Source organism: Prochlorococcus sp. MIT2302 (assembly GCF_059772385.1).
Genome location: NZ_CM186285.1, coordinates 1,413,123 through 1,439,553, shown reverse-complemented (window position 1 = coordinate 1,439,553; position 26,431 = coordinate 1,413,123). Strand labels below are relative to the sequence as shown.

The window sequence follows — 26,431 nt, the reverse complement described above, 5'->3', positions numbered from 1 at the left end:
ATCCATCTAGATTCATGCTGATTGAACAGATCGCTAAAGATAAGGGAATGAAGCCCAATGCACTTCTACGACAAGCAATTTACGACTGGCTTGGATTCATGATGCCTAAAGAAATTATCTTGGCAGCTGAAAAACTTGATGAAGCACGCTGGCAACAGTCAGTACAAAATAGAATTAAAGGTCGCCAAGGGAAGTACATTCAGGGAGGAGTAAAAATATGAAACTTTCTCAGTCTCAAATAAAAGCACAACAAGCAATATGGTCCTCAGTAGAGCCAATCAGAGGACGCCTTCAGATTCAGGAATTCATGTCGCTTGTATTGTTTTTGCTGATATGGGCGAAATACATCCCACAATCGAAGAAAGACGTAATTGGTTATTTCGATATATTAGAAGAACTTGATGATGATAAAAAACTAAATCTAGTTATCAATGCACTGAAAAAAGAAGTTGAATTCGAAGTTGATTATCTTCTAGGCAGACAAGAATCTCGCAAGCTTATCATTGAACTTCTAGGGACACTGAGAACGTCATTAATGCCTGCTGCGACACTACTGGCAAAAGGAACTCAATTAGACACTGAAAAAATCATAGACTTTTTACAAGAATATTCCCAAACAAATTCCGGTAAATCTTCTATAGGAATAAAGGGAATAAATAAAGCAATACTAGATTTCTCAAATAAATTATTTGACGATGAATTTATTGAAGCTATTGATATAAATTGTCTCTATTCGATAGGCACTTCTTCAGCATATAGCTTTGCTAATAAAAGAAACGTATACTTTTATGAGCCACTTATTAGTCTAAACCACTTTACGAAAGGAATAATTAGTCTTTACGGTAAGCCTCTAAGGTTTAATGATCGATATAGTGATCAAGAAATAGCTTTTGCTGCTCCTCCATTTGGGCTCAAATCTGACTTAGATATACAGACATATGCTCCATTTGAAGAAGATGAAGAATCTAAATTAATAAGTGATTTGCATTGCAAACTTCTATATCTAGCTCATAAGAAGACGAAGAAAACAACCATAGCAATTACAAATCTTGGAACACTTTTCTCCAAGAGTAAAGGAATTAATTATTTTCGAGAGAAAATTATAGATCAAAACTGGGTTGATTCAATAATCACTCTACCTTCAGGTATATTTCCTAATACTGGAATTAGTAGTGCATTAATTGTCCTTAAAAAAGATAGAAGTAAAAACGAAAAAATTCAATTAATAGATTTCTCAGATTGTAAAAAAGATGATAAGAGTAAAAGGGGTGTCATACAAATAGCTAATGATGAAATCAATTCTCTATTTAAAGTATATAAAAACAAGAAGGCAACCAAAAATTCAATTCTTATCTCAAGAGAGCAAATTAAAGAGAATGATTATGATCTAAATTTTAATAAATATATTATCTCCAATGAAGATCAATCAATTTTAGAAACCCTGAAGAATAGAAAAGTCGTCTCCTTAGATTCATTAGTTAATTTTGTCCGTCCGTTAGCTATTTCTAGAGATATAGATGGTCCAGAATTAAATGAAGTAATGATTTCAGATATCAACGCTATTGGAGAGTTAACTAAAACAAATAAAAAAACACCCGTCAGTGAGACCTTTTTAGCTAAAGCGAAATCTACGTTTATAAAAAAAGGTGATTTAATAATTTCAATAAAAGGAACATTAGGAAAGATAGGAATGGTTCGCGGTGATCTAACTACTGCTATTCCAGGTCCCTCATTATGCGTTTTAAGAGTTCATGATTCAGCTTTAGTAGATGCTGAATATTTGTTCCAATATTTACGAAGTGATGTCGGCCAAAGAATGATCACCAAATCTAGTCAAGGAGCGGTAATATCCTTCCTATCTATTCAAGACTTAAAAAATCTTCAGATTCCTATCCCAGAAATTGCTGAACAAAAGAAAGCAGCAAAAATAAAAAAAAGATCTCAGGAATTATTCAACTCCATTGATGAGATGCAAAAAGAATTGAATCAACTGATTGAGAAAGGATGGCTAAAGATTGAAGACAAGTCAAGCAAAACATCACAAGGAGGTAAATAAATGTACGAAGAAGCTTTTAAACAAATTGATAATGCACTAAGGAACGATTCTGGTTGTAGCACTGAGCTTGATTACATAGAGCAAACCAGTTGGATACTTTTTCTGAAATATCTCGATGACTATGAAAGCGATAAAGAAACAGCAGCTCTCTTGAATGGAGAGTCTTACGAAAGGATTATTGACAAGGAGTTTCGTTGGGAGAAATGGGCATTCCCAAAAGGAAAGAATGGGAAACTGGATACAGATGCACTAACTGGGTCTGACTTGATTGATTTTGTAAATCAAGATCTTTTCCCTCATTTAGCTCGATTCAAGCAAAGTGCAGATGAAGCACGCAGCATTAATTACAAAATTGGTGAGATTTTCTCTGAACTCGGAAATAGACTACAAAGTGGTTACTGTCTTCGAGATGTAATAAATAAAGTCAACGACCTGAGGTTTAGGAGTAATAAAGAAAAGCTTGAATTAAGCAGCCTATATGAAGACAAAATTAAAAACATGGGCAATTCTGGACGAAACGCAGGAGAGTACTACACCCCTAGACCTTTAATTAGAAGCATCATTAAAGTTATAAACCCAAGAATAGGAGAAACCGTTTATGACGGTGCAGTGGGCAGTGCAGGATTCTTATGTGAAGCATACGATTGGATGAGTAAGAGTAAAGAGTTAAATACTGCAGAATTTCAACTTCTACAAAAAAATACTTTCTACGGAAAAGAAAAGAAAATACTTGCTTATATCATTGGAATCATGAATATGATTCTTCACGGAGTAGAAGCACCAAATATTGTTCGTACGAATTCCCTTACACAAAATCTTGAAAATATTCAACAGAGAGAAAAAGTAGACGTAATACTTGCTAATCCACCATTTGGAGGCAAAGAGCGTAAAGAGATTCAGAAAAACTTTCCCATCCCAACCTCTGAAACCTCTTATTTGTTTTTGCAGCATTTCATCAAGATGTTGAAAGTTAGGGGAAGATGTGGAGTTGTAATCAAAAACACTTTTCTAAGTAATGTCGATACTGCAAGTGTTTTACTCCGTAAGCAGCTTCTAGAAGAATGCAATCTATTCGCTCTTTTAGAGCTGCCTCAAGGGTCCTTTTTAGGTACGACAGTTGGGACGGTTGTATTGTTTTTTGAGAAAGGCAAACCTACAAAAAATATTTGGTATTACCAGCTTGATGTTGGAAGAAATATAGGTAAAACTAATCCATTAAATGAAGATGATTTAGCAGATTTTGTTGAAAAATATAAAACACAGCAATTAAGCACAAATAGCTGGTTGTTAAATATTGAACAGATCAATACAGAGACTTTCGATTTAACACCTAATAATCCAAATACTGTTGAAGAGATTGATAGTCGAACACCTCAAGATATTATCGCTGAAATTGAACAGCTAGACTTTCAAGCAACTGAGGCTCTTCAAAAAATAAAGGAGTTATTATGATGTGGCAGATGGTAAAAGTAGGAGCTCTTATCGAGAAAACAGTCTCAATAAATCCGTCTATTAAATTTCCAGATAGCTTCTTTAAATATATTGATGTCTCTTCAGTGAATAACGAGACCCTTCAAATTGAGAAAACACAAACTATTTTAGGATCTGATGCTCCATCTCGTGCAAGACGACAAGTCCAAAAAGGAGATGTCATATTCGCAACAGTACGACCGACGTTAAAAAGAGTAGCAATCGTCAATAATGAACTCGATGGACAAATCTGCAGTACTGGCTACATAATACTTAGAGCTAAAAGAGATTTGATTGACAATAAATTTCTTTTTTACTTGATCTCCTCTTCCGAAACTCTTAAATATATGGAGGCAGTTCAGACAGGAGCTAGTTATCCAGCCGTTACAGATAAGCAAGTTAAAGAATACAAAATACCTCTTCCTCCACTACCAGAACAACAACGCATCGTAGACAACCTTGATTCTGCTTTTGATGATATTGACAAAACAATATCAAACGCCAATAAAAGTCTGACTAATTTGCAATTGATTTTGCCAAAGTATTTACAAGATATTTTCTCAATGAAAGAGAATTTTTTTAGCGGGACCATTTCAGATTGTTGCTCAATTAAGAGTGGGAAAACTGTAAATAAAAATTTAGAAAAGGATTCTGGAGATATACCTTATTTAAAAGTAGCCGATATGAATATAAAGGAGAATGAAATAGAGATAACAACTTCAACAAGGTTTCTAAATTATGAAAATATCACTAAAAGTAATATTATTGAAAAAGGAGTAACTATATTTCCTAAAAGAGGAGGTGCGATAGCAACAAATAAAAAAAGAATTACATCTACTGAGGTAGCTTTAGATTTGAATATCATGGCTGTCAAGCCAAAACAAGGACTGAACCCAAAACTTCTGTTCTACTATTTCTTATCTATTGATCTTGGACATTTAGGTAGTGGATCTTCAGTTCCACAAATAAATAATTATGATATTGAGCCACTGAAAATCCATTTCCCAACTGATTCTTATGTGCAAAAGATTTTAGTCGAAAAAACTGATCATCTCACGAATAATCTTAATAAGTTGGAAGCAATATACTCTACAAAAATCCAAAAACTGATTGCTCTAAAATCTGTTATTTTAACCGCGGAGCTTCAGCATTAGTATGAACGAAGCAGATACTCGAGCTGAACTTATTGATCCACAGCTATTAGCAGCTGGATGGAAAACTGATATTGCTACTGGTGTTCGTGTACGTCGTGAGTACCGTATAACTTCAGGTGAAATCAAGCCTAGTGGAAGAAGAGGAAAAGAATGGAAAGCCGACTATGTCTTGGAGTATCGGAATAGAAAATTAGCAGTCATTGAAGCTAAAAGAGACGAAGCGGATGTCTCTGAAGGTGTAGGTCAATCTATTAGAGATGCACAAAAACTAAAGCTTAAGACTAGCTACGCAGCTAACGGCAAAGAAATCTATGAGATAAATCATGAATCAGGAGAGAGAAGATATGTCGACAATTTCCCTACTCCAGATGAACTATGGAATCGAACATTTAATGTTCAATCAAAGTGGATTGATCGCTTCAATGAGATTCCTTTTGAGGAGAAGAATGAAACAATGCCCATTCGCTATTACCAAGAACTAGCTGTTAATTGCGTTGTAGAGGCAATTGCAGATGATAAAAAAAGAATTCTTCTGACTTTGGCAACAGGAACAGGCAAAACATTTATCGCTTTTCAGATTGCATGGAAACTGTTCAAAACGAAATGGACTCTTAACAAAAATCATAAACGTCATCCAAGAATACTCTTCATCTGTGATAGAAATTTTTTAGCCGATCAAGCATTAAGAGATTTCTCAAGCTTTGATGAGGATGCTCTGATTCGTATCGATCCAGGAGAGATAAGTAAAGAAAAAGAAGTCCCTAAAAATGGAAATATTTTCTTCACTATTTTTCAGACATTCATGAGCGGTCCAAATGATGATCCCTATTTTGGACAATATGAAAAAAACTTTTTTGATTTAGTAATTATTGACGAGTGTCACAGAGGTGGGGCTAACGATGAAAGTCAATGGCGTGCAATCTTAGATTATTTTTCAGACTCCGTACACCTTGGTCTTACAGCAACTCCAAATAGAAATACTAATTCAAATACATATAAATATTTTGGAGATCCAGTTTTTACTTATAGCTTAAAAGATGGTATTCAGGATGGTTTTCTTACACCGTTCAAAGTAAAGAGAATCCAATCAACAATAGACGACTATCAATACCACCCAGGTGACGAAATAATAGAAGGAGAAATAGATGAAAATCGTGTCTACGAAGAGAGAGATTTTAATCGCATCATTGTTAGTAAGGATAGAGAACGAAAACGTGTTCAAGAAATTATTCGATCTATAGATCCACAAGAAAAGACAATTGTTTTCTGTGCAAGTCAAGCACATGCTGCAATGATTAGAGATATGATTTGTGAAGAATCGAGTATTAAGTCAGTCGATTACTGCGTACGAGTTACCTCAAATGACGGCAAGCTTGGCGAGACGTATTTAAAATATTTTAAAGATAATGAAAAGAGTATACCTACAATACTTACTACAAGTCGAAAATTAAGCACAGGTTTAGATGCTCGAAATATTAGAAATATTGTTCTTATGAGACCAGTTAATAACATTATTGAGTTCAAGCAGATTGTTGGAAGAGGCACAAGGTTATTTGAAGATAAATTCTTCTTCACAATCATCGATTTTGTAAACGCATATCATTTATTTAATGACCCTGCCTGGGATGGAGAACCTGAACCTGAACCTGAACCTGATGGTGATGGCGATGGCGATGATGATGGTGATGGAACGGTTAGACCTCCTCTACCACCAAGACCACCTAGACCTGCTCAAATCAAGGTGAGATTAAGTGACAACCGAATACGAGAAATAGAAACAATGACTAATTCTTATTTCTATGTCAATGGAAGACCATTAAGTGTAGAAGAGTTTTTAAATTATTTATTTGACGAAGTAAAACTCTCAGAACTATTTAAAAGCGAAGCTGAATTACGCAAAGTGTGGTCTAATCCAATGACAAGAAAAGATCTAATAGAAAAACTAGAATCGCAAGGATGCGGTATCGATGATTTGAGGAAGTTGCAGGAAATGATAAATGCAAAAAATAGTGATCTTTTTGATGTTCTTGAATACATAGCTTATGCCAAAAAGCCTGTCACAAGAGTTCGACGCGTAGAAACGAACAAATCAAATATTCTAAACTTACTCAACAAAAACCAGCGAGAGTTTGTAGCCTTTATTCTTCAAAATTATGTTGAGAAAGGTGTAGAGGAGCTGGACCCAAGCATTCTAAGTACAGCTCTGGTTTCAAAATATGGAAGCCTAAATGACGCTCAGGAGAGGCTTGGCTCTGTTGAAGATATCCAAAAAACTTTTATCGATTTTCAACAATACCTCTACAAAGAAATAGCAGCATAGCTTTTGAAATTCATACTTTTCAATTCGCTTAATTAGTACATCCAAACTCTTGCGAACCTGATCAAGATATTGCATGATCAGGAACCAACTCACAAATTGGCACAATCATCAAGGCTGTGCTCATGGGAAGCGAAATACCAGTTCCTTGGTCAATCAACGAAAGCCAGAGATTCATTTATTCGAATTGAATTGATTTTTCGCTAGATACAACTCCTCACAACTTCGACAATTAATCCAATGAAAGTTTTATCGCTTTTGAGGGCTTTACCTGCCAATTCGGTTCAAATTATTCGTCGTACTCCTCCTCTTGTTTTCGCTACAACGGTTTTATCAATCGGCGGTCTTATTGGATTTACAAGTGCATCTAAGATTTTGGTCGATGGACTTAAACCAGCTGCAAACACAATCACAGTAACTGGAGCGAGCACCGAACGAATCGAAAGTGATATCGCAAAATGGGATATCAAAGTTGAAACAGAAGGTGATTCACAAGTTGATTCTTATAAAAAACACAAAGTATCAATCGATAAAACAATTGCATTCCTTGATCGACTTGGGGTAAGAAATAATGACTCCCAGTCTGTAGCTTTATTACCTGCATCCACATCAAAAAAAATAAACAAAAACCCTAAAACAGGTGAAATAATTTCTAAGAAATGGATCACCAATCAATGGATCGAAATTGAAAGCAATGATGTTTTTAATATTGATCAAACATATAGACAAATGAGTGAACTACTGGGTAAAGGAGTTCTTGTAAGACCAAGTCGACCTGAGTTCACATACACAAAACTCGCAGCTAAACGCGTGGATATGCTTGCCAAAGCTACTAAGGATGCGCATACAAGAGCAGAAGCCATTGTCTATCAAACGGGTTCAGAACTCGGCAATGTAAGAAAGGTTGATACTGGCGTTTTTCAAATTACAGTTCCCAACTCAACAAGAGTCAGCAGCTGGGGGTCATACGACACAAGCACAATTAATAAAGACATCACCGCCGTGATGGGAGTCACATTCGAAGTCAATTAAAAGAGGTTTAATAAATGTCGTTCATGGAAACAGGTGACTGGCGCATCGTCATGTTTATTGATGGCACTGACACTGAAGGGAAAGCTACGTATCAACAAATCTACCAACATCAAGATGGTAGGAAGGCTTGTGTAGGTCCTGGGTATTGCAGTGATCCAGATTTGGAATGGCTTCTATTACAAAAAGATAGAAAGATTAAGGCATGGAATACAAGACATACAAAAAGAAAAAAAATCATTCGTTATGTTTTTTATGCAGCTTGGATCTTCATTCTCATTCAGGGAGTCTTGGAAATTCCAGAACACGGAGCTTGGGTTCCATTTTCAGTATGGGGATATGGAGCAACACAAACATTCAGTTTTGGACTAATTAATGGCTTTAGAAACTTACTAATTTCTAGTCCAAATTATCTAGGCAACCCAAGAGACATTTCTCTCAATATCTTTGGCTGTTTGATTTTTCTATTTCTTAGCCACTGGCTTATTGATATTGGCAGATTTAATAGCTTATCGATTTTGTTTGTACAGCTACCGCTTTTCTGGTTTGGCTGTTTCATGGGATTCTTCGAGGAGTTATTAAAAATATGGACAGATGCAGAGCTTTCAACAAAACCCCATTCACCTACTACCCGAAAAAAACTATGTGTTTAGAACCAGAGGACCATATGGTCTGGTACGACAGAACAAAAGCTCTTTCAACTGAAAGACTCCATAACTTAGATCTTTACTGGAGAGACAACTTTGAGAACTCCGTTCATCAAGAACTCCATTCAATGGTTCAAATGATCTTGGTTGAAAGAGGTGAACAAACCTTAGAAATGAAAAGGCAAGAACAAATCAAAGAACTAAATCGATCTCTCAGGCTATCCAATCCTTTTGGTCGAGTTCTTTCAGGATTGAAAAGTGTATTCACTACGAGAACAAAGTCATGAGTAAAACAAATAAAAACGAGAAGGCACAAAGACAACTCCATTTAGCAAAACTCGATGAAATGCTTTGGCTTTCAACCCCACTAGGGAAGTTCATGAGTTCTATGAGTCAGCAAGCGAAAAAGGTTTTCCCTTCATCAAAAACTAATAGATACACTCAAAGAGATTGGGTTGTTCGCATCCCGAATTCTTTTGTAATGGATAGTTCTAAGGACTCTCCTGGCTTCCAAACTGTTGTTATGGCTGAAACACCTGATCAAGCATTAGAGATAGCTTCCGAGTCTACTAATTGGGAAGTATTAGATTTCGCAGTAAGTGATTTTCAAGTTTTCCCAAATACACCTCTTTAGAACTTCGTTGATCTGATAGAGACAAAGCTAATGAAATAGATTGCGACTGATTACTTCACACTAAAGTTGCCATTATTATAGAGAAAGAAGCATTTACACTATCTCGCACTCGATTGGCATCGAGAATAAAGAAATGGGTCACTGCGAATATCGAAAGAAGTAGCTCGTGATTTGGTTGGTTGAAGCCTTGGAACTGAGACATAAGGCAACTCAGGTTATACCTATAATTTCAACCCTGTTAGCTAGACGCAATTAGAACGGCGGATACATAAACCTCTCCAAAGTGAAAAGACAACTTAAGAAGGTAAAACACAGGACGTATAAGGCGGCGCCAACCGTCTCCCACGGTGGTGGGTGAGCGATTGGAGAAACTTCCTTTTTACATCCAAGTGAATACCTATATAAACAGCGGGTAAAAAGGCTCTCTTCCCATTAATCCTTTACATCTACAAACAACACATGATCAAAACATCACTCAAACCAAAGACCAATACACTCAAACTAAAGATCTCAGAGGGTAACCCTTTAATGAGAACAAGGAATCATGATATGAGCATCTCTAACAGAGTAGTGAGAAGAACATTAAAGATTAGATGATTACTGAAGAGAAGAAGAGAAGAGAAGCATTTAAGTTTAATGCTGACTTGTCTGATAAAGACATCAGGTCTATCAGAGCTTCAGCTCAAGGTATCACTACACATCAATATGAATTGTTTCTTAGAGATATAGGCATTAGGTTCAAATAATCTTTAGACCAATGAGGTGATGTCTTTAAAAGCATCCATCGACATTAAAAAAGCCGCTCTACCATAAGTCCAATCGGATATGGATAGGCACGAGTTATTTACTTTGGGATCTGGGATAGAGATTGCTGACCTCTATCTCTAGGTCCTTAAAAAATTACCAGAAATGTCTGAAAGGTGATTACGTATGGAGCTAGGACTAGCTTCCCCCCATGGGGTCCCATAAGGTCAGAAGATAGGATTGAATATGTCGTTTAGCATGATTACCATAAGATTACCAATCTTTTCCTGTCTTTAACTTGCTGCTATTACTAGCTTTTTAGTCTAAGTTGTGTAATCGGCATTGATACGCATCTCCTGAATATAGACTATTAATCTTTCTCTAAACGCTTTCTAATACTACAGTTTTTTAAGAACATTTTAGTCGCAAGTTAGTCGCAACTCGTTTTATTTTAGTCGCAGTTTGTAAATTAGTTCTTGAACTCGCTTCCCCAATCTAACCAGGCAAAGGGATTTAAAATGATTAGAAAAGGTGCGTATTAGTCATTTCATCGCAACATGGTCGCAATTTGTTAGACGTTTGTATTAGTAATAACAAAACAAAAACTATGCTGCCTCATCATTAATTTGATGCTCTATCAATTCCCAATCATTCGATAGAAGTTCATTCCAAGTTTCATAGGCAGATTCATAGTCCAATCTTCTTGTGTTCTTTAATTTGGTTGGTATGCCTTCTTCGGTGCAATACCAAAGTTGAGTGAAGACAGTCGGAGCAACCATGACCGACTTGGGATCACGAATAAAGAACAGACAAAAATCTCTAGTAGGTGCGACTAACCATCCTGTTGGTGTTGGCAATGCTTCTCTGATTGGTTGATTCATACTTCTCTCCTTAATTCAAGGCATCAAAAAAGCACCTTGCTCACTGGTATTACGCAGGTGCTTTATGAGTTAGGACTGCTTGTGTGAGGAATGCCCTAGTACAGATATACTATTAAATCTTTTGTGGGTCGTCAAGCATATAAAAATAATTAGGACTATTTTATTGATCTTTGAGAACGAACCATACGATTCTCACTTCCCTCTTTCTATTTCAGAATCTCTTCTTCTCTCCTAAGTTTCCGATGCTTCTTAGAGTTGAATTCGACAATATCGATAGAATTGTTCCACCAATATCTTCGACTTTTCTTGCAGTCATCACAATGACAACGTGGATCTTCTTCTTCCGAAGTCTCTGAAGACCAGCGTTCGTGCAGCGTTCTTTTAGGACAAACTTTGAATAGGACTTCGTCGCTAATCACTATTCTCTTTCCTTATCCAAAACGATTTTTATTTGTCTAATATTTTTCATTTTATCTTCTGAAAGTGAACTATCCCATGCTTGTTGGACGACATAAATTACCATCTCCCAATTTACATCTGAGATGAAAGATTCTTTATCTATATATTGACATGATTGAGAACTACCTATGCTAAAACTCTGCTTTATTTCCTCTTCGTCTTCACACTCACAATATAAGTCTTCAAAGAATTCTTTAAGGGAATCTATATCTGTAGTTTCATTCTTTATCTCCAACAAGTAATCAGTATCATCATTATCTGCAAAATCAATTATTTCAGGATTACACTTATCTTCAATTGATCCAATAGCAAGGTATGTTGCTACACTCATATTCCTCTCTTTGTTTTGTTTGAATAACAATGAAATTACTTCCAAAGAAATAGAAAATGCATCATAAGTTATTGGATTTTTCTTGAGTTCTTCCTCATTCCTAAGAGTATCTGGATGTTTAACTTTTTGATAATTCCCACAATGCTTCTTCACTAATTTAATAGAAGTTTGATCACCTAAAGATGCTCCTCTTCTCCAATCAAAGCATGCATTTCTTATGTCAGATTGATTAAATCTTATGTTTCCCCTTGCCCTATATGCACTGACATTTTCAGGATTTAATTTAATACATTCTGTTAAATCATCAGTTGCCTTTATTTGATTACCAGAATTACGTAAAGCAATACCTCTCTCGAAATAAGCACGATCTGATTTAGGATTAATTTCTAATGCTTTGGAATAATCTTTAATTGCATAATCTAATTTTTCAGATATATCATTATAGTTTGCTCTATTTACATATAAATCAGAACAAAAGGAATCACTAGAAGAGCAAGTATTAATTGCGATAGTAGTATCCTCTATTGCTCCTTGATAATCTTTCGTCTCTGCTTTACTTATGCCACGTAAATTATATTCATCAGAATTCAGTGGAATAATATTCTGATTAAGTCTTAAAATATTTCCTAATAAATCATCTACATTCTCCAAAACCTCATAATCATCATTTAATAGATAATTAAATAGATTAAAGTCATTTTCTTTGCTTTGATACTCCCTGTCTCGTTTGATTACTTCTCTTAAGTCATTTACTGAGTCTGAACTTTCACCAAGTTTATTTTTTGCCCTCCCTCGAAAAAATAGTGCGTCAATATTATTAGGATCAAGATCTATTGCTATTGAGTATTCATTAATTGCCCCTTGAATATCAAACTTCTCTTGAATTATTCCACGAAAAACATTATTTATTGCAGAGTTAAATACTCCATCAATATTTGGGTAGGAATCCTTTAATAATTTTTTGGCATCTTTGCTCCCTAAAATCATTGCTTTTCGCAATTCATTACGAGCACTTTTCGTATCTCCTTGAGTTAATTTGCGTTTTCCTTCATTTAAATAAGAGAGATATGAATTCTGGTCGAACTTTTGATTTACGTTATTTTGTTGGTTGGAATATTGATCTAAAAACTTCTTTGCTTCTTGACTACCTAGTTCAGATGCTTTATTCCAGTCCATGCATGCAAGTTCAATATCACCACGAAGGGCATGCAGCATTGCACGTCCCATGAATGCTTCTTCACTTTGAGGGTTGATTTCTATTGCTTTTGAGAAATCGTCTATGCCACCTTCATAATCACGGTTTTCATACTTTTCATTTCCACACTTAATTAACTCATTAAAGGAGAAATTAGTCATTCGCAATGCTCCTCCACTAATTTCGCAGCATCTTCATCACCTAATTCTGCTGCTTTTTTCCAGTCTTCACATGCACCTTTGAGGTCTCCTAATTTTTTCTTGCAATTGCCAGATTTGAGAAGGTGCCCCTCCTTATAATTCGGGAAACCTAACTCGATTAGTTGTTTGTAATCACTAATTGCGCCTTCAAAATCATTCAAAAGTTCTTTTATTTCTGCTCGATTAATCATCGCTGATTCTGCTTCTTCAAATTCGTCAGATTCAGAGATCTTCTTGTTTGTCGCATTCAACGCAACCATAAGGTCTGATTTTGCACCCTCTATATCTCCTAAGGCATTTTTATAACGACTAAGTTCTATATAAAGAGGTTCATACACATAATCATCGTACTTTTTAATTTCTCTATTGATGAAATCAATTGCTTCTTCATATTTACCTAGTTGATAACAATCTGAAGCAATCATGGATTCCATTTCATCTCTATATTCAGGATCAATTTCATATGCTTTAAGAGCATCAGATAGTGCTCCTTTGAAATCTTTAAGTTCTCTTTTTACTTGAGAACGATAGTAATAAGGTTGTGCTGCATATTTGTTTAATTCAATAGACTTATCTAAATATGGTATTGCGTCAATTGCTGTTTCTGTAAAGTCACCTACTTCGTCAATAAATATTTCACCTATGTTTGCATATGCATCAGCATATTCTGGATCCATCTCTATAACTTTTCTAAAATCTGATAGTGCTTCCTTAAATGCTTCGGAGTTCATTTCTGCAACTCCTCTCAAAAAATAAAATTCTATATTTTTAGGATCAATATCTATCGCTTTTGTGTAATCTTCTATAGCACCTTTTTCATTAAATAAGTTTATCTTTGATCGAGCACGATTGATATAAATATTTGAATCATTTGGGTCAATCTTAATTGCCTTATCGTAGTTCTTGATTGCACTTTCATAATCGTCTAATTGATTCATCGCATAACCTCTGGCACCATATAAATCCGTGCCATATGACTCTGCAATATTAGGATCAATTGCTATTCCATTGGATAGGTCTGCAATTCCTCCTTCCCAATCCTCTGTATCAAGTTTACAAAAACCCCTTAAACAATATAATCGAGCATCATTTTTCTCAAGATCAATTGCTCTTGAATAATCTTCAATTGCACCTTCATAGTCTTCTGAATTATGCTTCTTATGAGCACTCTGAAGAAATTTAACAGCACGGTCATGATCATCTTCCTTAAATATATTAGGCAACTCTTTTTGCATTAATTCTTTAAGTACATAATCAGCATCAAACTCTCCATATAAGTCCGTGATTATTGTTCCAATTATTGCAAACATATGTTGCATATTGTTTATATTTAATTCTTCACCAGATTCTTCTACTTTTACTTTCCCATCATGTTGAATAGTATAAAAACAAGACACTTGAATTCCATTAGAATAACTAAAATTTATTGTTCCATCTTCGTTCTGACTTTGAAGCATTGTTGGCAATGAATTACTTCCTGAGAATGGAGTTAATTCCCAGAATTTTGTGAGAAGATTATTTAATCTATTTTGCATAGATACTTCAGATTGATTGTTAATTCCTTTCCCTTTCAGTTCTTGAATCCACCTCGCTGCTTCTTCATCTCCTAGATCTGCTGCCTTTTGCCAATCAGAAATAGCACCTTCCTTATCTCCTAACTCCTCCTTTGCACATCCTCTATTTGCATATGCCTCTGCATAGTTGGGATTGAGTTCTATTGCTTTTGTGTAATCCTCTATTGCTCCTTTTGAGTCTTTTTGATCATCCTTATCGCATCCTCGATCTAGATATTCAGCAGCAGTTTTAGGTTTCGACCTCCTTCTCAAATCTTCAATCACTTCTGTGTAATCATTCCATTCTCCTTCTGAGATTTTTAAAATATCTGCAGGGATAAATGATTCTTCTTGATTTATTAAACCTTGTGCTCTTGCGTGTTCTTCATAGAAAGCAAAGTAATTGACTCGATCACTACCATCTTCTCTCTTGGATATATATCCACAACGCATAACAATATCCATTCTTCTCAAAGTATCGAGATCTCCAAGTTCCTCGATTTTGTCTAATAGTTCTTGACCTACAAGAGGAGAACTTGGAAAAACTCCTAAAGGAGATTGATTCTCTTTGGGAGGTGAATTTTGAGGTTTTTGTTGAGGAGAATTTAATAATGAACTACCACTTTCTTGTTTAATAGACTTCAGTTTTTTTTGAACGTCTGCTTCCCAGTAAGCACGAAAATCTGGATTGGGAGGAAAAGCACCTCTCCCTTTCGCTACTAAGAATGCTTCCCACCACGCAGCGAAATCTTGGTAATCATTACCATCCTTATCTTTGGATACATAACCGCAAGTACGCATTAATTCAAGTTCACTAAGTAAGTCTTTGTTTTCTTCTACTTTTCTCAACAATTCTTCTCCAGTTAGAGGTTGATTATTAGTCATTCGCAATGCTCTTTGCTTATATTCATTAATTACCTTCTGCTAGTCCATCTATCTTTTCTAACTTTAAAGAGATCATCCAGTTCTTCAACGATTCAATTTTTACAAGTAATAAATCTCTGACTTTGATTGAAGGTGTATAAAAAAGCAAGATTTTCCATACACCTTCTGATGGACCACTGTTACTGGTGTCTTAATGTATGAAATATGTGTATGAGAATGTATTACAATACAGGTATGGTTTAAAGGCGATTTGATGGCGTTATTTGGATATTGGAGATGCTCCACAGATTTACAAGACCAAGAGCGTCAGGTGCTTGCTCTTAAGGCAGAAGGAGTTCCCGATGAAAATATTTTTGGCGACAAAATTACAGGAACAAGCAACTACGGAGATAGAGAAGAACTCTCCAAATGTCTTGATTTACTTCAGCAAGATGATTTGTTAATTCTGGAGGATATGACGAGACTTGGAAGAACAATGGTCACGATGTTGGTCGAAGTGAATAACCTCATCGAGCGTGGAGTATTCATTAAGACGCTGGACGGCAGATTAGACACTTCACTTATGAATGATGAGATAGTGAGATTGATTGTTGGAGTGATGGGATACGCTGCGGAATGTGAGTTGAGAAATATTCGACACAGAACATCTGAAGGAAGAGCAGTCGCAAAAAGTAGAGGTGTGAAGTTTGGAGCGAAGAGGAAATACAACCAACATCAGATACAAGAAATTATTAGCAAGAGAAAGGAAGGGCAAGGATATGGAACTATTGCAAGAGCGTTGGGAATGAGTAGAGCAACTATTCAAACCATCGTCAAAAGAGAATTGGAGGTAGCAGTATGACTGACAAAAATATTGGTGGATTAAATGACTACATTGTTTTGAAGAAAGAGAAGGAAGTTATTTTTTATTTGCATAACCCTTATCCAGAGTGCTTAAAAATCCCAGAGATAATGAAAAGGTTTCCTCCTGATTTCCAGAGCATCGTCACAAGTGATTTGGATGAGTTCAAAAAATATAGAGGGCAGGTGTGATTAGCAAGAAAGAACTAATTCAGGCAATGGATGAATGTGTAGTGAACGCTTGCGAGCGAATGAAATCCCTCAACTCTGAAGACAGATTTCACCTTCTGTGTGAGATGGGTGAGTGGATGTATAACCCTCTTTCTGAAGAGATAGATGATGTATTGATTGTTCCTAATTTTGGAGAGAAGGAAGCAGCATGATTCGCAAGTAAAGAGAGGAATTTAGATATATGCACCACCTTCAATTTCTTTATCAGTGACTTCTCCATCCTCAACCATTCTCTTTAATTCATCAAAAAGTTTTTGTGCTTTCTTTTCATCAAAATGTCTCACCCTTTTGTATTCCTCCATTAAAAGAACGTATTTGCTCATTTAATAACTTCTTTTCTTTTTGATGGTTTCATCTGAATGATTCCTGTGCTGCCTTTAGTAATTGTTTAATTGTCTCTGCTTTCTCCTCTAATTCTTTTTCGTTAATTCTTAATCTATAGGCATTGTATCTCTTGTCGTAATCCAAAGTAGTTATTTCTGCTTGATTGATTAATTCGTCATTTTCTTCAGTTTGAGCAACTTTAATTTCTATGCGGATGTGACTTTTTTTAGGTCTAAAAATGGCATAGTTTTTTGATCTACCATTAATCTTTAATCCTATATAAAACTTGTTGTAATTAAGTTGTGCATCAGGATCAAACTCAACAATATAAGAAAGAACTTTGTCTGCCATTGCAACTGTTTTAGGTGTCCCCCGTTTCAACCAATAATCTCTATCCGTTATTTCAGCAACCTCTTCATCCTCGTCAACTAATCCAAGAGGTTGAACATCTAATACTTTGGTGAAATGTAAACCTACACCTTCTGAAGTTTCTATTGCATTTACTTGAATCGCCATTAGAGGAATAGAACCGTTAAACAAACTAATCACATTCAGGAATCGACTCGTTATGTCCTCTGCGATGATTACTGCAGTGTGGTTGTACTGGGGATAACGCTTTCTTTCAATATCCCAATATTCAATAGTTCTAATAATGTGAGATTCATCCGTTGCACCTAATTGAATTTCCACCTCATACCTTTCGTTCCCATCCGCATCTTGAAGTAGTAGATCTAATCTTCCAGCACCATGATGAATTCTTTCTTTATCTTTGAGGATTACATCGCCAATCCCAATAATCGAAGGATCGTCAGCAATTATGTCTTGCAACCATCGCTCAGTAAGTACTGGATGATTTTTCAGTTGAATAGTTTTTAATTGAATATGCTTCATTCTTCCTACTCGTTTCTACCAAGAATCAAAATCTATAATAGAACTATAAGGAATAGAAGATGACCAATAAAAACAGATACCCAAGAATGAGGAATGGAAAATTTGAAGGCGGTGGTCTTCCTCCTCATTATTGGGATGAGAAAAACAAAGAAGTTGTCTTTCATATCAAAGGAGGATTCCCAACAACGATGGCAATTCCTCAATGGATGAAAAGATTTCCACCTGATTACAAAGGTGTTGTTGTTCGGTGCGAAGAAACTTTCTACAAGTTGAGAGCGAAAGTAAATGAAGGTTGAACTTACTTACTATCAAGGCGGTAAGACATGGAAAGAAACAGTTCATGCCAACAATGTTCAAGACGCAAAAAAAATAGGTGAGGCAAGAAACCCCACCATAAAAATCATTGCTTTGAACCCTATTCCTTAGGTTCTACCAACCCACCCTTTTGCCAAGCATCACCATATAAATGGGTTAGTCGAACATACTCCATTTGTTCTTTCAGATGAGTCAGATCCCATCCGTTTTGCATTCCATACAAAATCTTGTTCAAGTAAACATCCCTTCTTGCTTCACTTTTGATGAGTTGTAATCTTTCATTCCACCATTGCCATTCTGGTGATTTCATAATCACCTTTCGATTTTTTCCCATTAGTTTTGTGCCTCCTCATTAGTAATGACCTTGAGGTCTTCTCTGATGAATCTTTGTTCTACATATATAAGTTCATCTATTGAATGTAAAAGACGCTCTATTTGAGTATCTTGGTGCTTACTGTCAGAAGATTTTAATTCAATAAGCAGTTCTAAGTTACCCATAATCTGAAGATTTTCCCTCTCTAATTCCTTTGCAACATAGCAATATCTATGAAAGTTTGTTCTCAGTAATTTAGAGAATAATGATTCTTGCCTAAAAGTCATATTAGGCATGTTTTTACGTAATCCCTTTGGCATTAGTTTTCCTCTAATTTGTAGGTTTATTTGATATTTCCAGTAGGGTTTTAAGACGGTCTGGTCGTCACACCATAAGGACACTTTAGAGGTTTCAGTTAGTAACACTTTTTTTACTAAGTCTGTTTCTTATGAATTCATGAAATCAGGCAAATGTTAAGAAAAATACACAATAAGTAGTAGTCTAATACTAAATATATATAACTAACTCTGTTAGGGTTAATGATTATTCTATCTTTAACTTTATCCTTTAGATAATAAATAACTCTAGAGCAAGTGAATTTAATAATTTATATCCAACTCTTCTTCAATTAAATATCCTATAAAACATACTTTGCTCTTCTATCTTAGAGAACAATCTATTACTTTAAATTCAATTAAAACAATCTCTTGTAATCACTTCAATAACAACAATCGTACTAAGAATGAGACCACCAACAAAGCAAAGACACGTTACATATAAGAAACGTGAGATACCAATTTATTCTCCTATTGAAGAACAATTAATGGAAGAAATGGGATTAACTTTTAGTGACCTTGCAAAGACAGGAATCAAAAGACTATGGAACTCAAGACAAAATCAAAAGGTAATGATGCTATGAAACAAGTAAAGATAGGTGCGATCTACCATCAAATGGCACAGGAGAAGTCAAAGAAGAAAGGACAGCATATTGAGTCCTATTTAAATGATTTAATTGCTGCTGATTACCAGAAGAAGAAATGACTAATAAAAGTAGGTCCTATATCCGATTGAGTTTGGAAGAGGTTGAGAAGTTGAATCTTTGCCGTAAATCCATCATTGGAAATTATTCAAAGCATCAAGTTATGTCTGGTTTGATTGATGTTGGATTCGCTAATGCTCTAGAGAGTCTTTATGAAGAAGATCTAATTACTGAGGATGAGTTCAAAGAGGGATTAGATCAATTGCCTGACTATCTACAAGAGAAGGTAAAAGCAAAATTACATAGGTGAATGCATTGGTACCATTAACCTACAGAGGTGACAAATAGAGTTAGAAATATCAATCGAAGCGTGGTTCTATCAGTTCTGAAGTCTTAGTGAAAAAAGTTCTGCCTTTATTTAATTCATCCGTCGACATTTCAGATTCGTGATGATAATAAAAACCTTCTATATACCTCAAACCTGTTCCTACATTACGTGCCAGTTTGAGATGGTTCACGCCACGCTGAACAGCAAATGAAATTGCACTATGGCGAAAACTATACCAAGTTATATTTTTGCTCTCCATCCAGTCTCCACCTGCATTAATTACACGTTCTTTTATCTCTTGCCAGCATCGATTCCATGTCCCCACTCCAAGAGGTTGATCCCCTTTACCCTCTTTGCATAAAACAAAATCCTCCTTATGACTTGCAGGGACAAATGGAAAATGTCTACCCGTTTTAGGTATATGGGAAAGTTCTCTAAGTTTATTGAAGTATTCTTGCGTAGGTGAATTAACTCTTCTTGATTTACCTGTTTTAGTAGTAGCACCTCGAATACAAATAATATGGTGCCTCTCAGCATCTTCGCCTTTTAAGACTGGGTTACGTTCAAGGTCACTCCATCTAAGTTGCTTGAGTTCTCCTTTCCTCAAACCACTATTGATCATGACCACCATTGCGTAATACAGAACATTTCTGTTATACGACTGCCTTGCAGTAATACTTTTATCTTTTCGATAAGCATTCAGAGTAGGGATCATTCGTTTCCAATCTGCAAGCGTTAAATAATCTCTTCTCAACTCTTCTGACGCTTCGTTCTTAACGCTCTTCAATGAGGGAGTCTGTTCAATCAAATGCTGCTGATAGAGATAGTTGAAAAACCCTCTAATCGTTGAGATCTCAGCATTAATGGTGTGATTTGTTTTAGGAGGTGTTTTACTTTCTTTTCTTCTCCAGACGCCATATTCAGAGACACTAGTTTTATTACCTTTGCCACCAAAGAATATTTGCACCAACTTGGGACTTCGTGATCCATAAAACTGTCGTAACCAATCCAAATGAACTCTCTTCTGCCTGTAAGTATCTTTGGTAATACCCTTCTTAGGAATCACCTCTATACGTTGCTTCTCTGCCTCTAGAAACTCATCAACAAAATCAAATAGCAACTTCTCCTTCTTGATGATTTTCAGACCACTGCGTTGACGAGACTGAATCTCATACCATCGATCTCTTGCATACTCCAATGCCTCATCTAATTTTTCTTTCTTGGTACTTTCACGAATAACACCCTCACTCAAGGTTTTCAGATACAACTGATATTTCTTACTTGTAGGACGCTTATAAACATACAAATCCTTCTCGCCATCAAAGACTTCAATCGGGTCTAAAACCCAACTTCCTGTTTCCCTCGCTCGTGGCATCCGAAAGGACTAAAACGTAATTATTTTAGTCGCAGTTTAGTCGCAATTGCAAATTTAGACTACAAAAATCTAATTATTTACAGTCATAGCAATGCTTTTTGATAGTCGCAGAAACTAGGTCGTGTAGTCGGCATTAATACGTACATATTGATCAGACAAATCGCACCCCCAAGCAGTACCAGAACCTTTTCCTATCCCTACCCTTAGTCTGATACTTATCAGATCATCAATTAAATATTTCCCTTTTAATCTTGCTTTCATAAAATTACTAACTATTTGTCTATCAAAATCAAGAGGTATTCCATTAGAAAAAAGTTCATAAGGTCCAATCCATAATTGGACCTCACTAATATTAAAAAAGATACCTGCACGACCAAGTGCAGCAATAATTCTTCCCCAATTAGGATCGGAACCATGAATAGCAGTTTTAACTAAAGAAGATGAAGCAATTGTGCGAGCCATAACACGAGCATCTAAGTCACTTTGAGCACCTTCAACCTTTATCTCCAGTAAACAATTAGAACCTTCTCCATCTCTAGCTATTGCCTTAGCTAAATGTTGGGCTGTTAAATGTAGTCCCTCTTCAAGTATTGCTAAATATTTTGAATCTAATTCTGCACCAGAAGAAAAAGCTAAAAAAGTGTCATTTGTACTCGTATCTCCATCAACTGTAATGGAATTAAAAGATGATTCTGCGACTCGCTTTATCATATCCGACCATAGAATATGATTTACGCCTACATCACAAGTAATATAGCTCAACATTGTTGCCATTGAAGGATGAATCATACCCGAGCCTTTAGCCATTCCACCAATAGATATTCTTCTTCCTCCCAACACTGCTTGATACGCAATTTGCTTGACTTCAAGATCGGTTGTCAAAATTGCATTCGCCGCATCCAGGTATGCCTCCTTATCTAAACTGCTTACAAGGTGATCCAAGTGCCTTTTAACTCTTTCTACTGGTATTGGCTCACCAATTACACCCGTAGAGCATATCAAAACTTCTTCATTAGATAATCCCAGTCGTTGAGCAAGCTCATTTGTAATAATCTCACTATCAATTTTACCTCTACTACCTGTGCAAGCATTTGCGTGTCCAGAATTGATAACTACAGCACGTATTTTTCCCTCAGATGCGTTGATGCGATCAATACACAGATCCACGCAATGAGCACGAGTCACTGATTGAGTAAATGTCCCACTACAACAAGCACCATCAGGTGCATACAGCAAAGCAAGATCTTTCTTCCCAGAAGGCTTCAATCCTGCGGATATGCCAGCTGCTAAAAAACCATCAGGGGTAGTAATACCACCGGATATTGGAGACCATACAGAAGATGTCAAAAGACTCAAATTCAGAAGAGCATTTTTCACTTACTATCAATATTAATGATTGACCAAAAACAAACAAATAAACTTTGTCTTAGATGGAAAGGCAAGCAAAGAAGAATTGGTATCACTGGAGGTATTGCCAGTGGAAAAACAATCATTGGAGATTTTCTATTTCAAACAAAGCAATGGCCTATTTTAGACGCTGACATATATGCTCATGAAGCATTAAGAACTGAAAGTCAAATATTCAAAAAAGTCTTGTTGAGATATGGAAATAAAATAATTCAAAATTCGAGTAAAGATGATCAAATTATTAATCGAAAAGCATTAGCAAAAATAGTTTTTAAAAATGATGCTGAAAAAAAATGGCTAGAAGAATTAATACATCCATTTGTGAACAGAAGAATTGAAAAAGAATTAGAAAAATTGAAATCAAATTCAGTAGTTATTTTGATTATTCCTCTTCTATTTGAAAAAAATTATACAAAATTATGTAGTGAAATTTGTTATGTAGATTGCCCTAGAACTATTCAATTAGAAAGACTTCAGTCAAGAGATAAGTTAAGTTTTGAAGAAGCAAATCAAAGAATTGATGCGTTATGGGACAACTCTTTTAAAAAACAATTCGCAGATTATATAATTACAAATTCTAGTAATGATGATACATGGAAGAAGCAGTTAAAAAAATTATATAATTTTTAGGCCTGTAATTTTTTATTTAATATTTGATTAGCGAGTTTTGGATCCGCTTTACCTTTTGTTTCCTTCATTAATTGACCTACAAAAAACCCTAGCAATTTCTTTTTACCAGCTCTAAAAGATTCAACCTCATTAGGATGATTAAGGATCAATTTATCAATAATTTCCTCAATAACTTTCGGATCACCAATCATACCTAAACCACGTTCTTTGACTAATTGCTTTGGAGAACCACCTTTACGTAATAGTTCAGGCAAAATTTCTTTAGCAATTTTTCCACTTATTTCTCCTGCTTCAATCATTTGCAACATTTCTGCTAATTCATTTGGCTTAAACGATAATTGATCAAATGATAATCTATTAGATTTAATAAATGCTGCTAGATCGCCAGTTATCCAATTTGCTGAAGATTTTGGTACTCCACCTTCATTAACAACTTCTTCAAAATATTTAGCCATTGAAGATTCATCAGTCAAAACTCGAGCATCATAAATAGAAAGGCCAAGATGTGCTGCGTATCTATTCCTTTTTGCAGCTGGCAATTCTGGTAATTCTGATCGCCATTTTTCTTTTAATGCATCACTTACTTCAATCGGACCTAAATCAGGATCAGGAAAATAACGATAATCGCTACTACCTTCTTTTGATCTCATGCTTTTAGTTAGTTGCTTACCTTCATCCCATAACCTCGTTTCTTGTTTTACTTCTTCTCCAGATTCATAAGCTTTAATTTGCCGCTTAATTTCATATTCACAAGCTTTCTGAATAGCTGAAAATGAATTCATATTTTTAATTTCTACTTTTGTACCAAATGGGTCATTAACAGTTGGTCGAACTGAAATATTCACATCACATCGCAAAGACCCCTCCTGCATATTCCCATCAGATACTCCTAGATAACGCATAATTCTTCTAATTTCAGCTGCATACTCCGCAGCCTCTCTACCTGTTCTTAAATCAGGTTTACTAACTATTTCAGCTAGTGCTACACCTGCTCTGTTGTAATCCACCAATGAATGGGTGGAGCCTGACAACTGATCACTACCTACGTGAACAAGTTTTCCAGCATCCTCCTCCATATGTAATCTTTCAATACCTATTTTTTTGACATAAGTTTCTTTGCCTTTTTCGGCTACTTCAACCTCTATCCACCCATTCTCTGCAATAGGTTCATCAAATTGAGATATTTGATAATTTTTTGGTAAGTCTGGATAAAAATATTGCTTTCTATCAAATTTACTGTGAGAGGCAATGTTTAAATTCAAAGCCATCGCTGCTTTTACTGCATATTCCAGAACCTTTTTATTTAGGACTGGCAAAGTGCCTGGTAAGCCACATACCACTGGGTCAATATGAGTATTTGGATCGTCACCAAAATTGGTTGATGCACTAGTAAATATTTTGCTCTTAGTTCCCAACTGCACATGCGTCTCTAATCCGATTACAACTTCCCAAGAAACATTGGATTCTGACATTAATTTGACCTAGATATATGAATCTTATGAAAGAAAAGCTCAGTCATGGAAGCTAACGTAATCTAAAACATTGAAAATAACATTTTCCAAATCCAAGTAATGGGTGAAGTAAACGAAAAACCATTGTTAATTCTGGGAGGAGGATTAATGGGTCTTGCAATAGCCCATGAACTTGCTCAAAAAGGCAAACGCGTAGAAATCTTAAGTAGAAGCAGAAGTGAAGCAGCAGGCTTTGTCGCTGCTGGAATGCTAGCCCCTCACGCTGAGGGACTTCAAGGTGAGCTTTTAAGTCTTGGTCAAACTAGTCTTCAAAGACACCCGAAATGGATAGAAAGCATTGAGACAAATAGTAAAATGTCGTGTGGACTCAAAACTTGTGGAATTGTTGTCCCATTTGAAAACCTAAAAGACTGTGAATCCCACCCAACATATAAATTTGGTGAAAAGCTAAACAGGAATGAGCTTCTTGAAGAAATTCCAGGACTCTCAAAAAAATGGAAATTAGGTTTACTTTTTAGACAGGACGGTCAAATCGATAATCGAAGACTTTTAATGAGAGCACTTGAAAAAGCTTGTGTTGATTTAGGTGTTCACTTTCAAGAAGGAGTTGAAGTAATTGAAATCATGAAAGATTCAAACACTTTTCATGGAGTCAAAATTAAAGACATTAATGGAAATATCAATCATTTAAAAAGCGAAGAAGCAGTTCTCTGCTGCGGAGCTTGGAGCAAACAAATATTTAAAACACTCCCTATTTTTCCTGTTAAGGGCCAGATGTTATCTATTCAGGGACCAAAACAGATTCTAAAGAGGATTATTTTTGGACCTGGCATTTACTTAGTTCCAAGAGATGACGGCCTAATAATCGTAGGGGCAACCAGTGAGCCTGAGGCAGGCTTCCAAAAAGGACTTACTCCAAAAGGACAACGCGAGCTACAAAAAGGAATTCAATCTCTTATTCCTGAACTTAATCAACTACCTCATATGGAGAGATGGTGGGGGTTTCGTCCGTGCACACCAGACGAGGGCCCTTTACTGGGAATGTCATCAATTAATGGACTCTGGCTTGCTACTGGTCATCATCGTAATGGAGTTTTATTGGCGGCGATAACTGCAGAATTAATTGGAAAATCTATTTGCTCGAGCTCCTTAAGTAATGAGGAAAGTAGTTTTTTGTCCCAATTCAGATGGGACAGATTTCAAAAACCACTCACCAAAAGATTGTGAAGTTCACCAATAATTTATTCCACTCTCCATGATTGATCTGATGGGGTCCAATCAACAAGTTCATTTTTCTGGAACCATAGATCAATTTCAAATACTGCCGTATCAGAACCATCAGAACCATGAATGACATTACGACCAATATTCACAGCCAAATCACCTCTAATAGTTCCAGGTTCAGCCTCAAGAGGCTTTGTTGCTCCAATCAATTTTCTCGCACTTGCTATAACTCCTTCGCCCTCCCAAACCATTGCAACAACTGGACCACTTGTTATAAAATCTACTAAACCTGAAAAGAAAGGACGATCTTTGTGTACACCGTAGTGTTTTTCGGCAAGTTCTTTGCTTGGTGTGAGTTGCTTTAGGCCTACTAATTTGAATCCTTTGGTTTCAAAACGACCAAGAATCTCAGCGATTAAACCTCTTTGTACACCATCTGGCTTGATAGCAACAAAAGTTCTTTCCAAAGTCATTGCGGTATTCAATAATATGAAGCCATAGTCTTCCTAAAACTACCCTCTTGGCAAGTAAAACATGACACTTAATA

General features: G+C 35.8%; 30 protein-coding genes. 19 read left to right on the top strand and 11 right to left on the bottom strand.

From position 1 onward, the window contains the following. The first annotated feature begins 14 nt into the window (after positions 1–14). From AC6EI2_RS08170 to AC6EI2_RS08125, 10 genes are all read left to right on the top strand, one after another. Positions 15–221, top strand: coding sequence for a hypothetical protein (locus AC6EI2_RS08170; protein WP_498461853.1), 207 nt, complete (start codon positions 15–17; stop codon positions 219–221). Then, complete coding sequence (locus AC6EI2_RS08165; protein WP_498461852.1) at positions 218–2,056, top strand: N-6 DNA methylase; 1,839 nt, start codon at positions 218–220, stop codon at positions 2,054–2,056. Before AC6EI2_RS08170 ends, AC6EI2_RS08165 begins: the two co-directional genes overlap by 4 nt. Beyond that, positions 2,057–3,508 carry a class I SAM-dependent DNA methyltransferase gene (locus AC6EI2_RS08160; RefSeq protein WP_498461851.1) on the top strand — a complete coding sequence of 484 codons (1,452 nt, stop codon included), beginning with the start codon at positions 2,057–2,059 and terminating at the stop codon, positions 3,506–3,508. Between the two features lie 8 nt (positions 3,509–3,516). Then, complete coding sequence (locus AC6EI2_RS08155; RefSeq protein ID WP_498461850.1) at positions 3,517–4,680, top strand: restriction endonuclease subunit S; 1,164 nt, start codon at positions 3,517–3,519, stop codon at positions 4,678–4,680. Position 4,681: 1 nt separating this feature from the next. Then, positions 4,682–7,000, top strand: coding sequence for an EcoAI/FtnUII family type I restriction enzme subunit R (gene hsdR, locus AC6EI2_RS08150; protein ID WP_498461849.1), 2,319 nt, complete (start codon positions 4,682–4,684; stop codon positions 6,998–7,000). A gap of 237 nt (positions 7,001–7,237) precedes the next feature. Continuing rightward, positions 7,238–8,029, top strand: a complete 792-nt coding sequence (locus AC6EI2_RS08145; protein WP_498461848.1) for an SIMPL domain-containing protein — start codon at positions 7,238–7,240, stop codon at positions 8,027–8,029. Positions 8,030–8,052: 23 nt separating this feature from the next. After that, positions 8,053–8,679 carry a hypothetical protein gene (locus AC6EI2_RS08140; protein ID WP_498461847.1) on the top strand — a complete coding sequence of 209 codons (627 nt, stop codon included), beginning with the start codon at positions 8,053–8,055 and terminating at the stop codon, positions 8,677–8,679. After that, positions 8,670–8,960 (top strand): hypothetical protein, encoded by a 291-nt coding sequence (locus tag AC6EI2_RS08135; protein ID WP_498461846.1) that lies wholly within the window; start codon positions 8,670–8,672, stop codon positions 8,958–8,960. The genes AC6EI2_RS08140 and AC6EI2_RS08135 overlap by 10 nt, the downstream gene beginning before the upstream one ends. Continuing rightward, positions 8,957–9,307, top strand: a complete 351-nt coding sequence (locus tag AC6EI2_RS08130; protein ID WP_498461845.1) for a hypothetical protein — start codon at positions 8,957–8,959, stop codon at positions 9,305–9,307. The genes AC6EI2_RS08135 and AC6EI2_RS08130 overlap by 4 nt, the downstream gene beginning before the upstream one ends. Before the next feature lie 593 nt (positions 9,308–9,900). Next, on the top strand, positions 9,901–10,053 hold the full coding sequence (locus AC6EI2_RS08125; RefSeq protein WP_498461844.1) for a hypothetical protein: 153 nt from the start codon (positions 9,901–9,903) through the stop codon (positions 10,051–10,053). 603 nt (positions 10,054–10,656) lie between these two features. Here the strand turns inward: AC6EI2_RS08125 and AC6EI2_RS08120 are convergent. From AC6EI2_RS08120 to AC6EI2_RS08110, 3 genes are all read right to left on the bottom strand, one after another. Then, positions 10,657–10,932, bottom strand: a complete 276-nt coding sequence (locus tag AC6EI2_RS08120; protein ID WP_498461843.1) for a DUF1651 domain-containing protein — start codon at positions 10,930–10,932, stop codon at positions 10,657–10,659. Between the two features lie 418 nt (positions 10,933–11,350). Next, a complete protein-coding gene (locus AC6EI2_RS08115) occupies positions 11,351–13,078 on the bottom strand; it encodes a tetratricopeptide repeat protein (protein WP_498461842.1) in 1,728 nt (575 codons plus the stop codon). Then, entirely contained in the window at positions 13,075–15,555 is a 2,481-nt protein-coding gene (locus tag AC6EI2_RS08110; RefSeq protein WP_498461841.1) for a tetratricopeptide repeat protein, read from the bottom strand. The genes AC6EI2_RS08115 and AC6EI2_RS08110 overlap by 4 nt, the downstream gene beginning before the upstream one ends. A gap of 253 nt (positions 15,556–15,808) precedes the next feature. Here AC6EI2_RS08110 and AC6EI2_RS08105 point away from each other — a divergent pair, with 253 nt between their 5' ends. The 3 genes from AC6EI2_RS08105 to AC6EI2_RS08095 are packed head-to-tail and all read left to right on the top strand — an operon-like array spanning position 15,809 to position 16,778. Next, complete coding sequence (locus tag AC6EI2_RS08105) at positions 15,809–16,396, top strand: recombinase family protein (protein WP_498461840.1); 588 nt, start codon at positions 15,809–15,811, stop codon at positions 16,394–16,396. Beyond that, complete coding sequence (locus tag AC6EI2_RS08100) at positions 16,393–16,587, top strand: hypothetical protein (RefSeq protein WP_498461839.1); 195 nt, start codon at positions 16,393–16,395, stop codon at positions 16,585–16,587. Before AC6EI2_RS08105 ends, AC6EI2_RS08100 begins: the two co-directional genes overlap by 4 nt. Then, positions 16,584–16,778 (top strand): hypothetical protein, encoded by a 195-nt coding sequence (locus AC6EI2_RS08095; protein ID WP_498461838.1) that lies wholly within the window; start codon positions 16,584–16,586, stop codon positions 16,776–16,778. Before AC6EI2_RS08100 ends, AC6EI2_RS08095 begins: the two co-directional genes overlap by 4 nt. Before the next feature lie 21 nt (positions 16,779–16,799). On the opposite strand, the gene AC6EI2_RS08090 is transcribed toward AC6EI2_RS08095, so the two are convergent. Beyond that, positions 16,800–16,949 (bottom strand): hypothetical protein, encoded by a 150-nt coding sequence (locus AC6EI2_RS08090; RefSeq protein ID WP_498461837.1) that lies wholly within the window; start codon positions 16,947–16,949, stop codon positions 16,800–16,802. Positions 16,950–16,977: 28 nt separating this feature from the next. Further along, entirely contained in the window at positions 16,978–17,841 is an 864-nt protein-coding gene (locus AC6EI2_RS08085) for a hypothetical protein (RefSeq protein WP_498461836.1), read from the bottom strand. A gap of 59 nt (positions 17,842–17,900) precedes the next feature. Here AC6EI2_RS08085 and AC6EI2_RS08080 point away from each other — a divergent pair, with 59 nt between their 5' ends. Further along, positions 17,901–18,137, top strand: a complete 237-nt coding sequence (locus AC6EI2_RS08080; RefSeq protein ID WP_498461835.1) for a hypothetical protein — start codon at positions 17,901–17,903, stop codon at positions 18,135–18,137. Continuing rightward, positions 18,127–18,267, top strand: a complete 141-nt coding sequence (locus AC6EI2_RS08075) for a hypothetical protein (RefSeq protein ID WP_498461834.1) — start codon at positions 18,127–18,129, stop codon at positions 18,265–18,267. The genes AC6EI2_RS08080 and AC6EI2_RS08075 overlap by 11 nt, the downstream gene beginning before the upstream one ends. On the opposite strand, the gene AC6EI2_RS08070 is transcribed toward AC6EI2_RS08075, so the two are convergent. Further along, a complete protein-coding gene (locus AC6EI2_RS08070) occupies positions 18,257–18,466 on the bottom strand; it encodes a hypothetical protein (protein WP_498461833.1) in 210 nt (69 codons plus the stop codon). The two genes, AC6EI2_RS08075 and AC6EI2_RS08070, sit on opposite strands and share 11 nt — an antisense overlap. A gap of 23 nt (positions 18,467–18,489) precedes the next feature. Continuing rightward, the gene (locus AC6EI2_RS08065; protein ID WP_498461832.1) at positions 18,490–18,789 is read right to left on the bottom strand and encodes a hypothetical protein; all 300 of its coding nucleotides are present in this window, start codon (positions 18,787–18,789) and stop codon (positions 18,490–18,492) included. 422 nt (positions 18,790–19,211) lie between these two features. On the opposite strand from AC6EI2_RS08065, the gene AC6EI2_RS08060 reads away from it, so the two are divergent. Continuing rightward, positions 19,212–19,388 carry a hypothetical protein gene (locus tag AC6EI2_RS08060; protein ID WP_498461831.1) on the top strand — a complete coding sequence of 59 codons (177 nt, stop codon included), beginning with the start codon at positions 19,212–19,214 and terminating at the stop codon, positions 19,386–19,388. A 118-nt stretch (positions 19,389–19,506) separates the two neighbouring features. Beyond that, positions 19,507–19,758, top strand: coding sequence for a hypothetical protein (locus AC6EI2_RS08055; protein ID WP_498461830.1), 252 nt, complete (start codon positions 19,507–19,509; stop codon positions 19,756–19,758). Positions 19,759–19,807: 49 nt separating this feature from the next. On the opposite strand, the gene AC6EI2_RS08050 is transcribed toward AC6EI2_RS08055, so the two are convergent. Together AC6EI2_RS08050 and argJ are read right to left on the bottom strand one after the other, a co-directional pair. Continuing rightward, on the bottom strand, positions 19,808–21,151 hold the full coding sequence (locus AC6EI2_RS08050; RefSeq protein WP_498461829.1) for a tyrosine-type recombinase/integrase: 1,344 nt from the start codon (positions 21,149–21,151) through the stop codon (positions 19,808–19,810). Between the two features lie 114 nt (positions 21,152–21,265). Then, on the bottom strand, positions 21,266–22,528 hold the full coding sequence (argJ, locus tag AC6EI2_RS08045) for a bifunctional glutamate N-acetyltransferase/amino-acid acetyltransferase ArgJ (RefSeq protein ID WP_498461828.1): 1,263 nt from the start codon (positions 22,526–22,528) through the stop codon (positions 21,266–21,268). A gap of 15 nt (positions 22,529–22,543) precedes the next feature. Between argJ and coaE the strand changes: the two genes are divergently transcribed. Next, the gene (coaE, locus tag AC6EI2_RS08040; protein ID WP_498461827.1) at positions 22,544–23,188 is read left to right on the top strand and encodes a dephospho-CoA kinase; all 645 of its coding nucleotides are present in this window, start codon (positions 22,544–22,546) and stop codon (positions 23,186–23,188) included. Here the strand turns inward: coaE and gatB are convergent. Further along, entirely contained in the window at positions 23,185–24,660 is a 1,476-nt protein-coding gene (gene gatB / locus AC6EI2_RS08035) for an Asp-tRNA(Asn)/Glu-tRNA(Gln) amidotransferase subunit GatB (RefSeq protein WP_498461826.1), read from the bottom strand. The genes coaE and gatB overlap by 4 nt on opposite strands. Before the next feature lie 99 nt (positions 24,661–24,759). Here gatB and thiO point away from each other — a divergent pair, with 99 nt between their 5' ends. Next, positions 24,760–25,887: a glycine oxidase ThiO gene (gene thiO / locus AC6EI2_RS08030; RefSeq protein ID WP_498461825.1), complete on the top strand. Its 1,128-nt coding sequence runs from the start codon at positions 24,760–24,762 to the stop codon at positions 25,885–25,887. Between the two features lie 14 nt (positions 25,888–25,901). On the opposite strand, the gene ndk is transcribed toward thiO, so the two are convergent. Then, complete coding sequence (gene ndk, locus AC6EI2_RS08025; RefSeq protein WP_413389512.1) at positions 25,902–26,357, bottom strand: nucleoside-diphosphate kinase; 456 nt, start codon at positions 26,355–26,357, stop codon at positions 25,902–25,904. Positions 26,358–26,431 lie beyond the last annotated feature (74 nt).

Excerpts from the sequence above, each read along its gene's own strand:
- AC6EI2_RS08170 (WP_498461853.1), top strand. The coding sequence starts at position 15 with ATGCTGATTGAACAGATCGCTAAAGATAAGGGAATGAAGCCCAATGCA.
- AC6EI2_RS08165 (WP_498461852.1), top strand. The coding sequence starts at position 218 with ATGAAACTTTCTCAGTCTCAAATAAAAGCACAACAAGCAATATGGTCC.
- AC6EI2_RS08160 (WP_498461851.1), top strand. The coding sequence starts at position 2,057 with ATGTACGAAGAAGCTTTTAAACAAATTGATAATGCACTAAGGAACGAT.
- AC6EI2_RS08155 (WP_498461850.1), top strand. The coding sequence starts at position 3,517 with ATGGTAAAAGTAGGAGCTCTTATCGAGAAAACAGTCTCAATAAATCCG.
- hsdR (WP_498461849.1), top strand. The coding sequence starts at position 4,682 with ATGAACGAAGCAGATACTCGAGCTGAACTTATTGATCCACAGCTATTA.
- AC6EI2_RS08145 (WP_498461848.1), top strand. The coding sequence starts at position 7,238 with ATGAAAGTTTTATCGCTTTTGAGGGCTTTACCTGCCAATTCGGTTCAA.
- AC6EI2_RS08140 (WP_498461847.1), top strand. The coding sequence starts at position 8,053 with ATGGAAACAGGTGACTGGCGCATCGTCATGTTTATTGATGGCACTGAC.
- AC6EI2_RS08135 (WP_498461846.1), top strand. The coding sequence starts at position 8,670 with ATGTGTTTAGAACCAGAGGACCATATGGTCTGGTACGACAGAACAAAA.
- AC6EI2_RS08130 (WP_498461845.1), top strand. The coding sequence starts at position 8,957 with ATGAGTAAAACAAATAAAAACGAGAAGGCACAAAGACAACTCCATTTA.
- AC6EI2_RS08125 (WP_498461844.1), top strand. The coding sequence starts at position 9,901 with ATGATTACTGAAGAGAAGAAGAGAAGAGAAGCATTTAAGTTTAATGCT.
- AC6EI2_RS08120 (WP_498461843.1), bottom strand. The coding sequence starts at position 10,932 with ATGAATCAACCAATCAGAGAAGCATTGCCAACACCAACAGGATGGTTA.
- AC6EI2_RS08115 (WP_498461842.1), bottom strand. The coding sequence starts at position 13,078 with ATGACTAATTTCTCCTTTAATGAGTTAATTAAGTGTGGAAATGAAAAG.
- AC6EI2_RS08110 (WP_498461841.1), bottom strand. The coding sequence starts at position 15,555 with ATGACTAATAATCAACCTCTAACTGGAGAAGAATTGTTGAGAAAAGTA.
- AC6EI2_RS08105 (WP_498461840.1), top strand. The coding sequence starts at position 15,809 with ATGGCGTTATTTGGATATTGGAGATGCTCCACAGATTTACAAGACCAA.
- AC6EI2_RS08100 (WP_498461839.1), top strand. The coding sequence starts at position 16,393 with ATGACTGACAAAAATATTGGTGGATTAAATGACTACATTGTTTTGAAG.
- AC6EI2_RS08090 (WP_498461837.1), bottom strand. The coding sequence starts at position 16,949 with ATGAGCAAATACGTTCTTTTAATGGAGGAATACAAAAGGGTGAGACAT.
- AC6EI2_RS08085 (WP_498461836.1), bottom strand. The coding sequence starts at position 17,841 with ATGAAGCATATTCAATTAAAAACTATTCAACTGAAAAATCATCCAGTA.
- AC6EI2_RS08080 (WP_498461835.1), top strand. The coding sequence starts at position 17,901 with ATGACCAATAAAAACAGATACCCAAGAATGAGGAATGGAAAATTTGAA.
- AC6EI2_RS08075 (WP_498461834.1), top strand. The coding sequence starts at position 18,127 with ATGAAGGTTGAACTTACTTACTATCAAGGCGGTAAGACATGGAAAGAA.
- AC6EI2_RS08070 (WP_498461833.1), bottom strand. The coding sequence starts at position 18,466 with ATGAAATCACCAGAATGGCAATGGTGGAATGAAAGATTACAACTCATC.
- AC6EI2_RS08065 (WP_498461832.1), bottom strand. The coding sequence starts at position 18,789 with ATGCCAAAGGGATTACGTAAAAACATGCCTAATATGACTTTTAGGCAA.
- AC6EI2_RS08060 (WP_498461831.1), top strand. The coding sequence starts at position 19,212 with ATGAGACCACCAACAAAGCAAAGACACGTTACATATAAGAAACGTGAG.
- AC6EI2_RS08055 (WP_498461830.1), top strand. The coding sequence starts at position 19,507 with ATGACTAATAAAAGTAGGTCCTATATCCGATTGAGTTTGGAAGAGGTT.
- AC6EI2_RS08050 (WP_498461829.1), bottom strand. The coding sequence starts at position 21,151 with ATGCCACGAGCGAGGGAAACAGGAAGTTGGGTTTTAGACCCGATTGAA.
- coaE (WP_498461827.1), top strand. The coding sequence starts at position 22,544 with ATGATTGACCAAAAACAAACAAATAAACTTTGTCTTAGATGGAAAGGC.
- gatB (WP_498461826.1), bottom strand. The coding sequence starts at position 24,660 with ATGTCAGAATCCAATGTTTCTTGGGAAGTTGTAATCGGATTAGAGACG.
- thiO (WP_498461825.1), top strand. The coding sequence starts at position 24,760 with ATGGGTGAAGTAAACGAAAAACCATTGTTAATTCTGGGAGGAGGATTA.
- ndk (WP_413389512.1), bottom strand. The coding sequence starts at position 26,357 with ATGACTTTGGAAAGAACTTTTGTTGCTATCAAGCCAGATGGTGTACAA.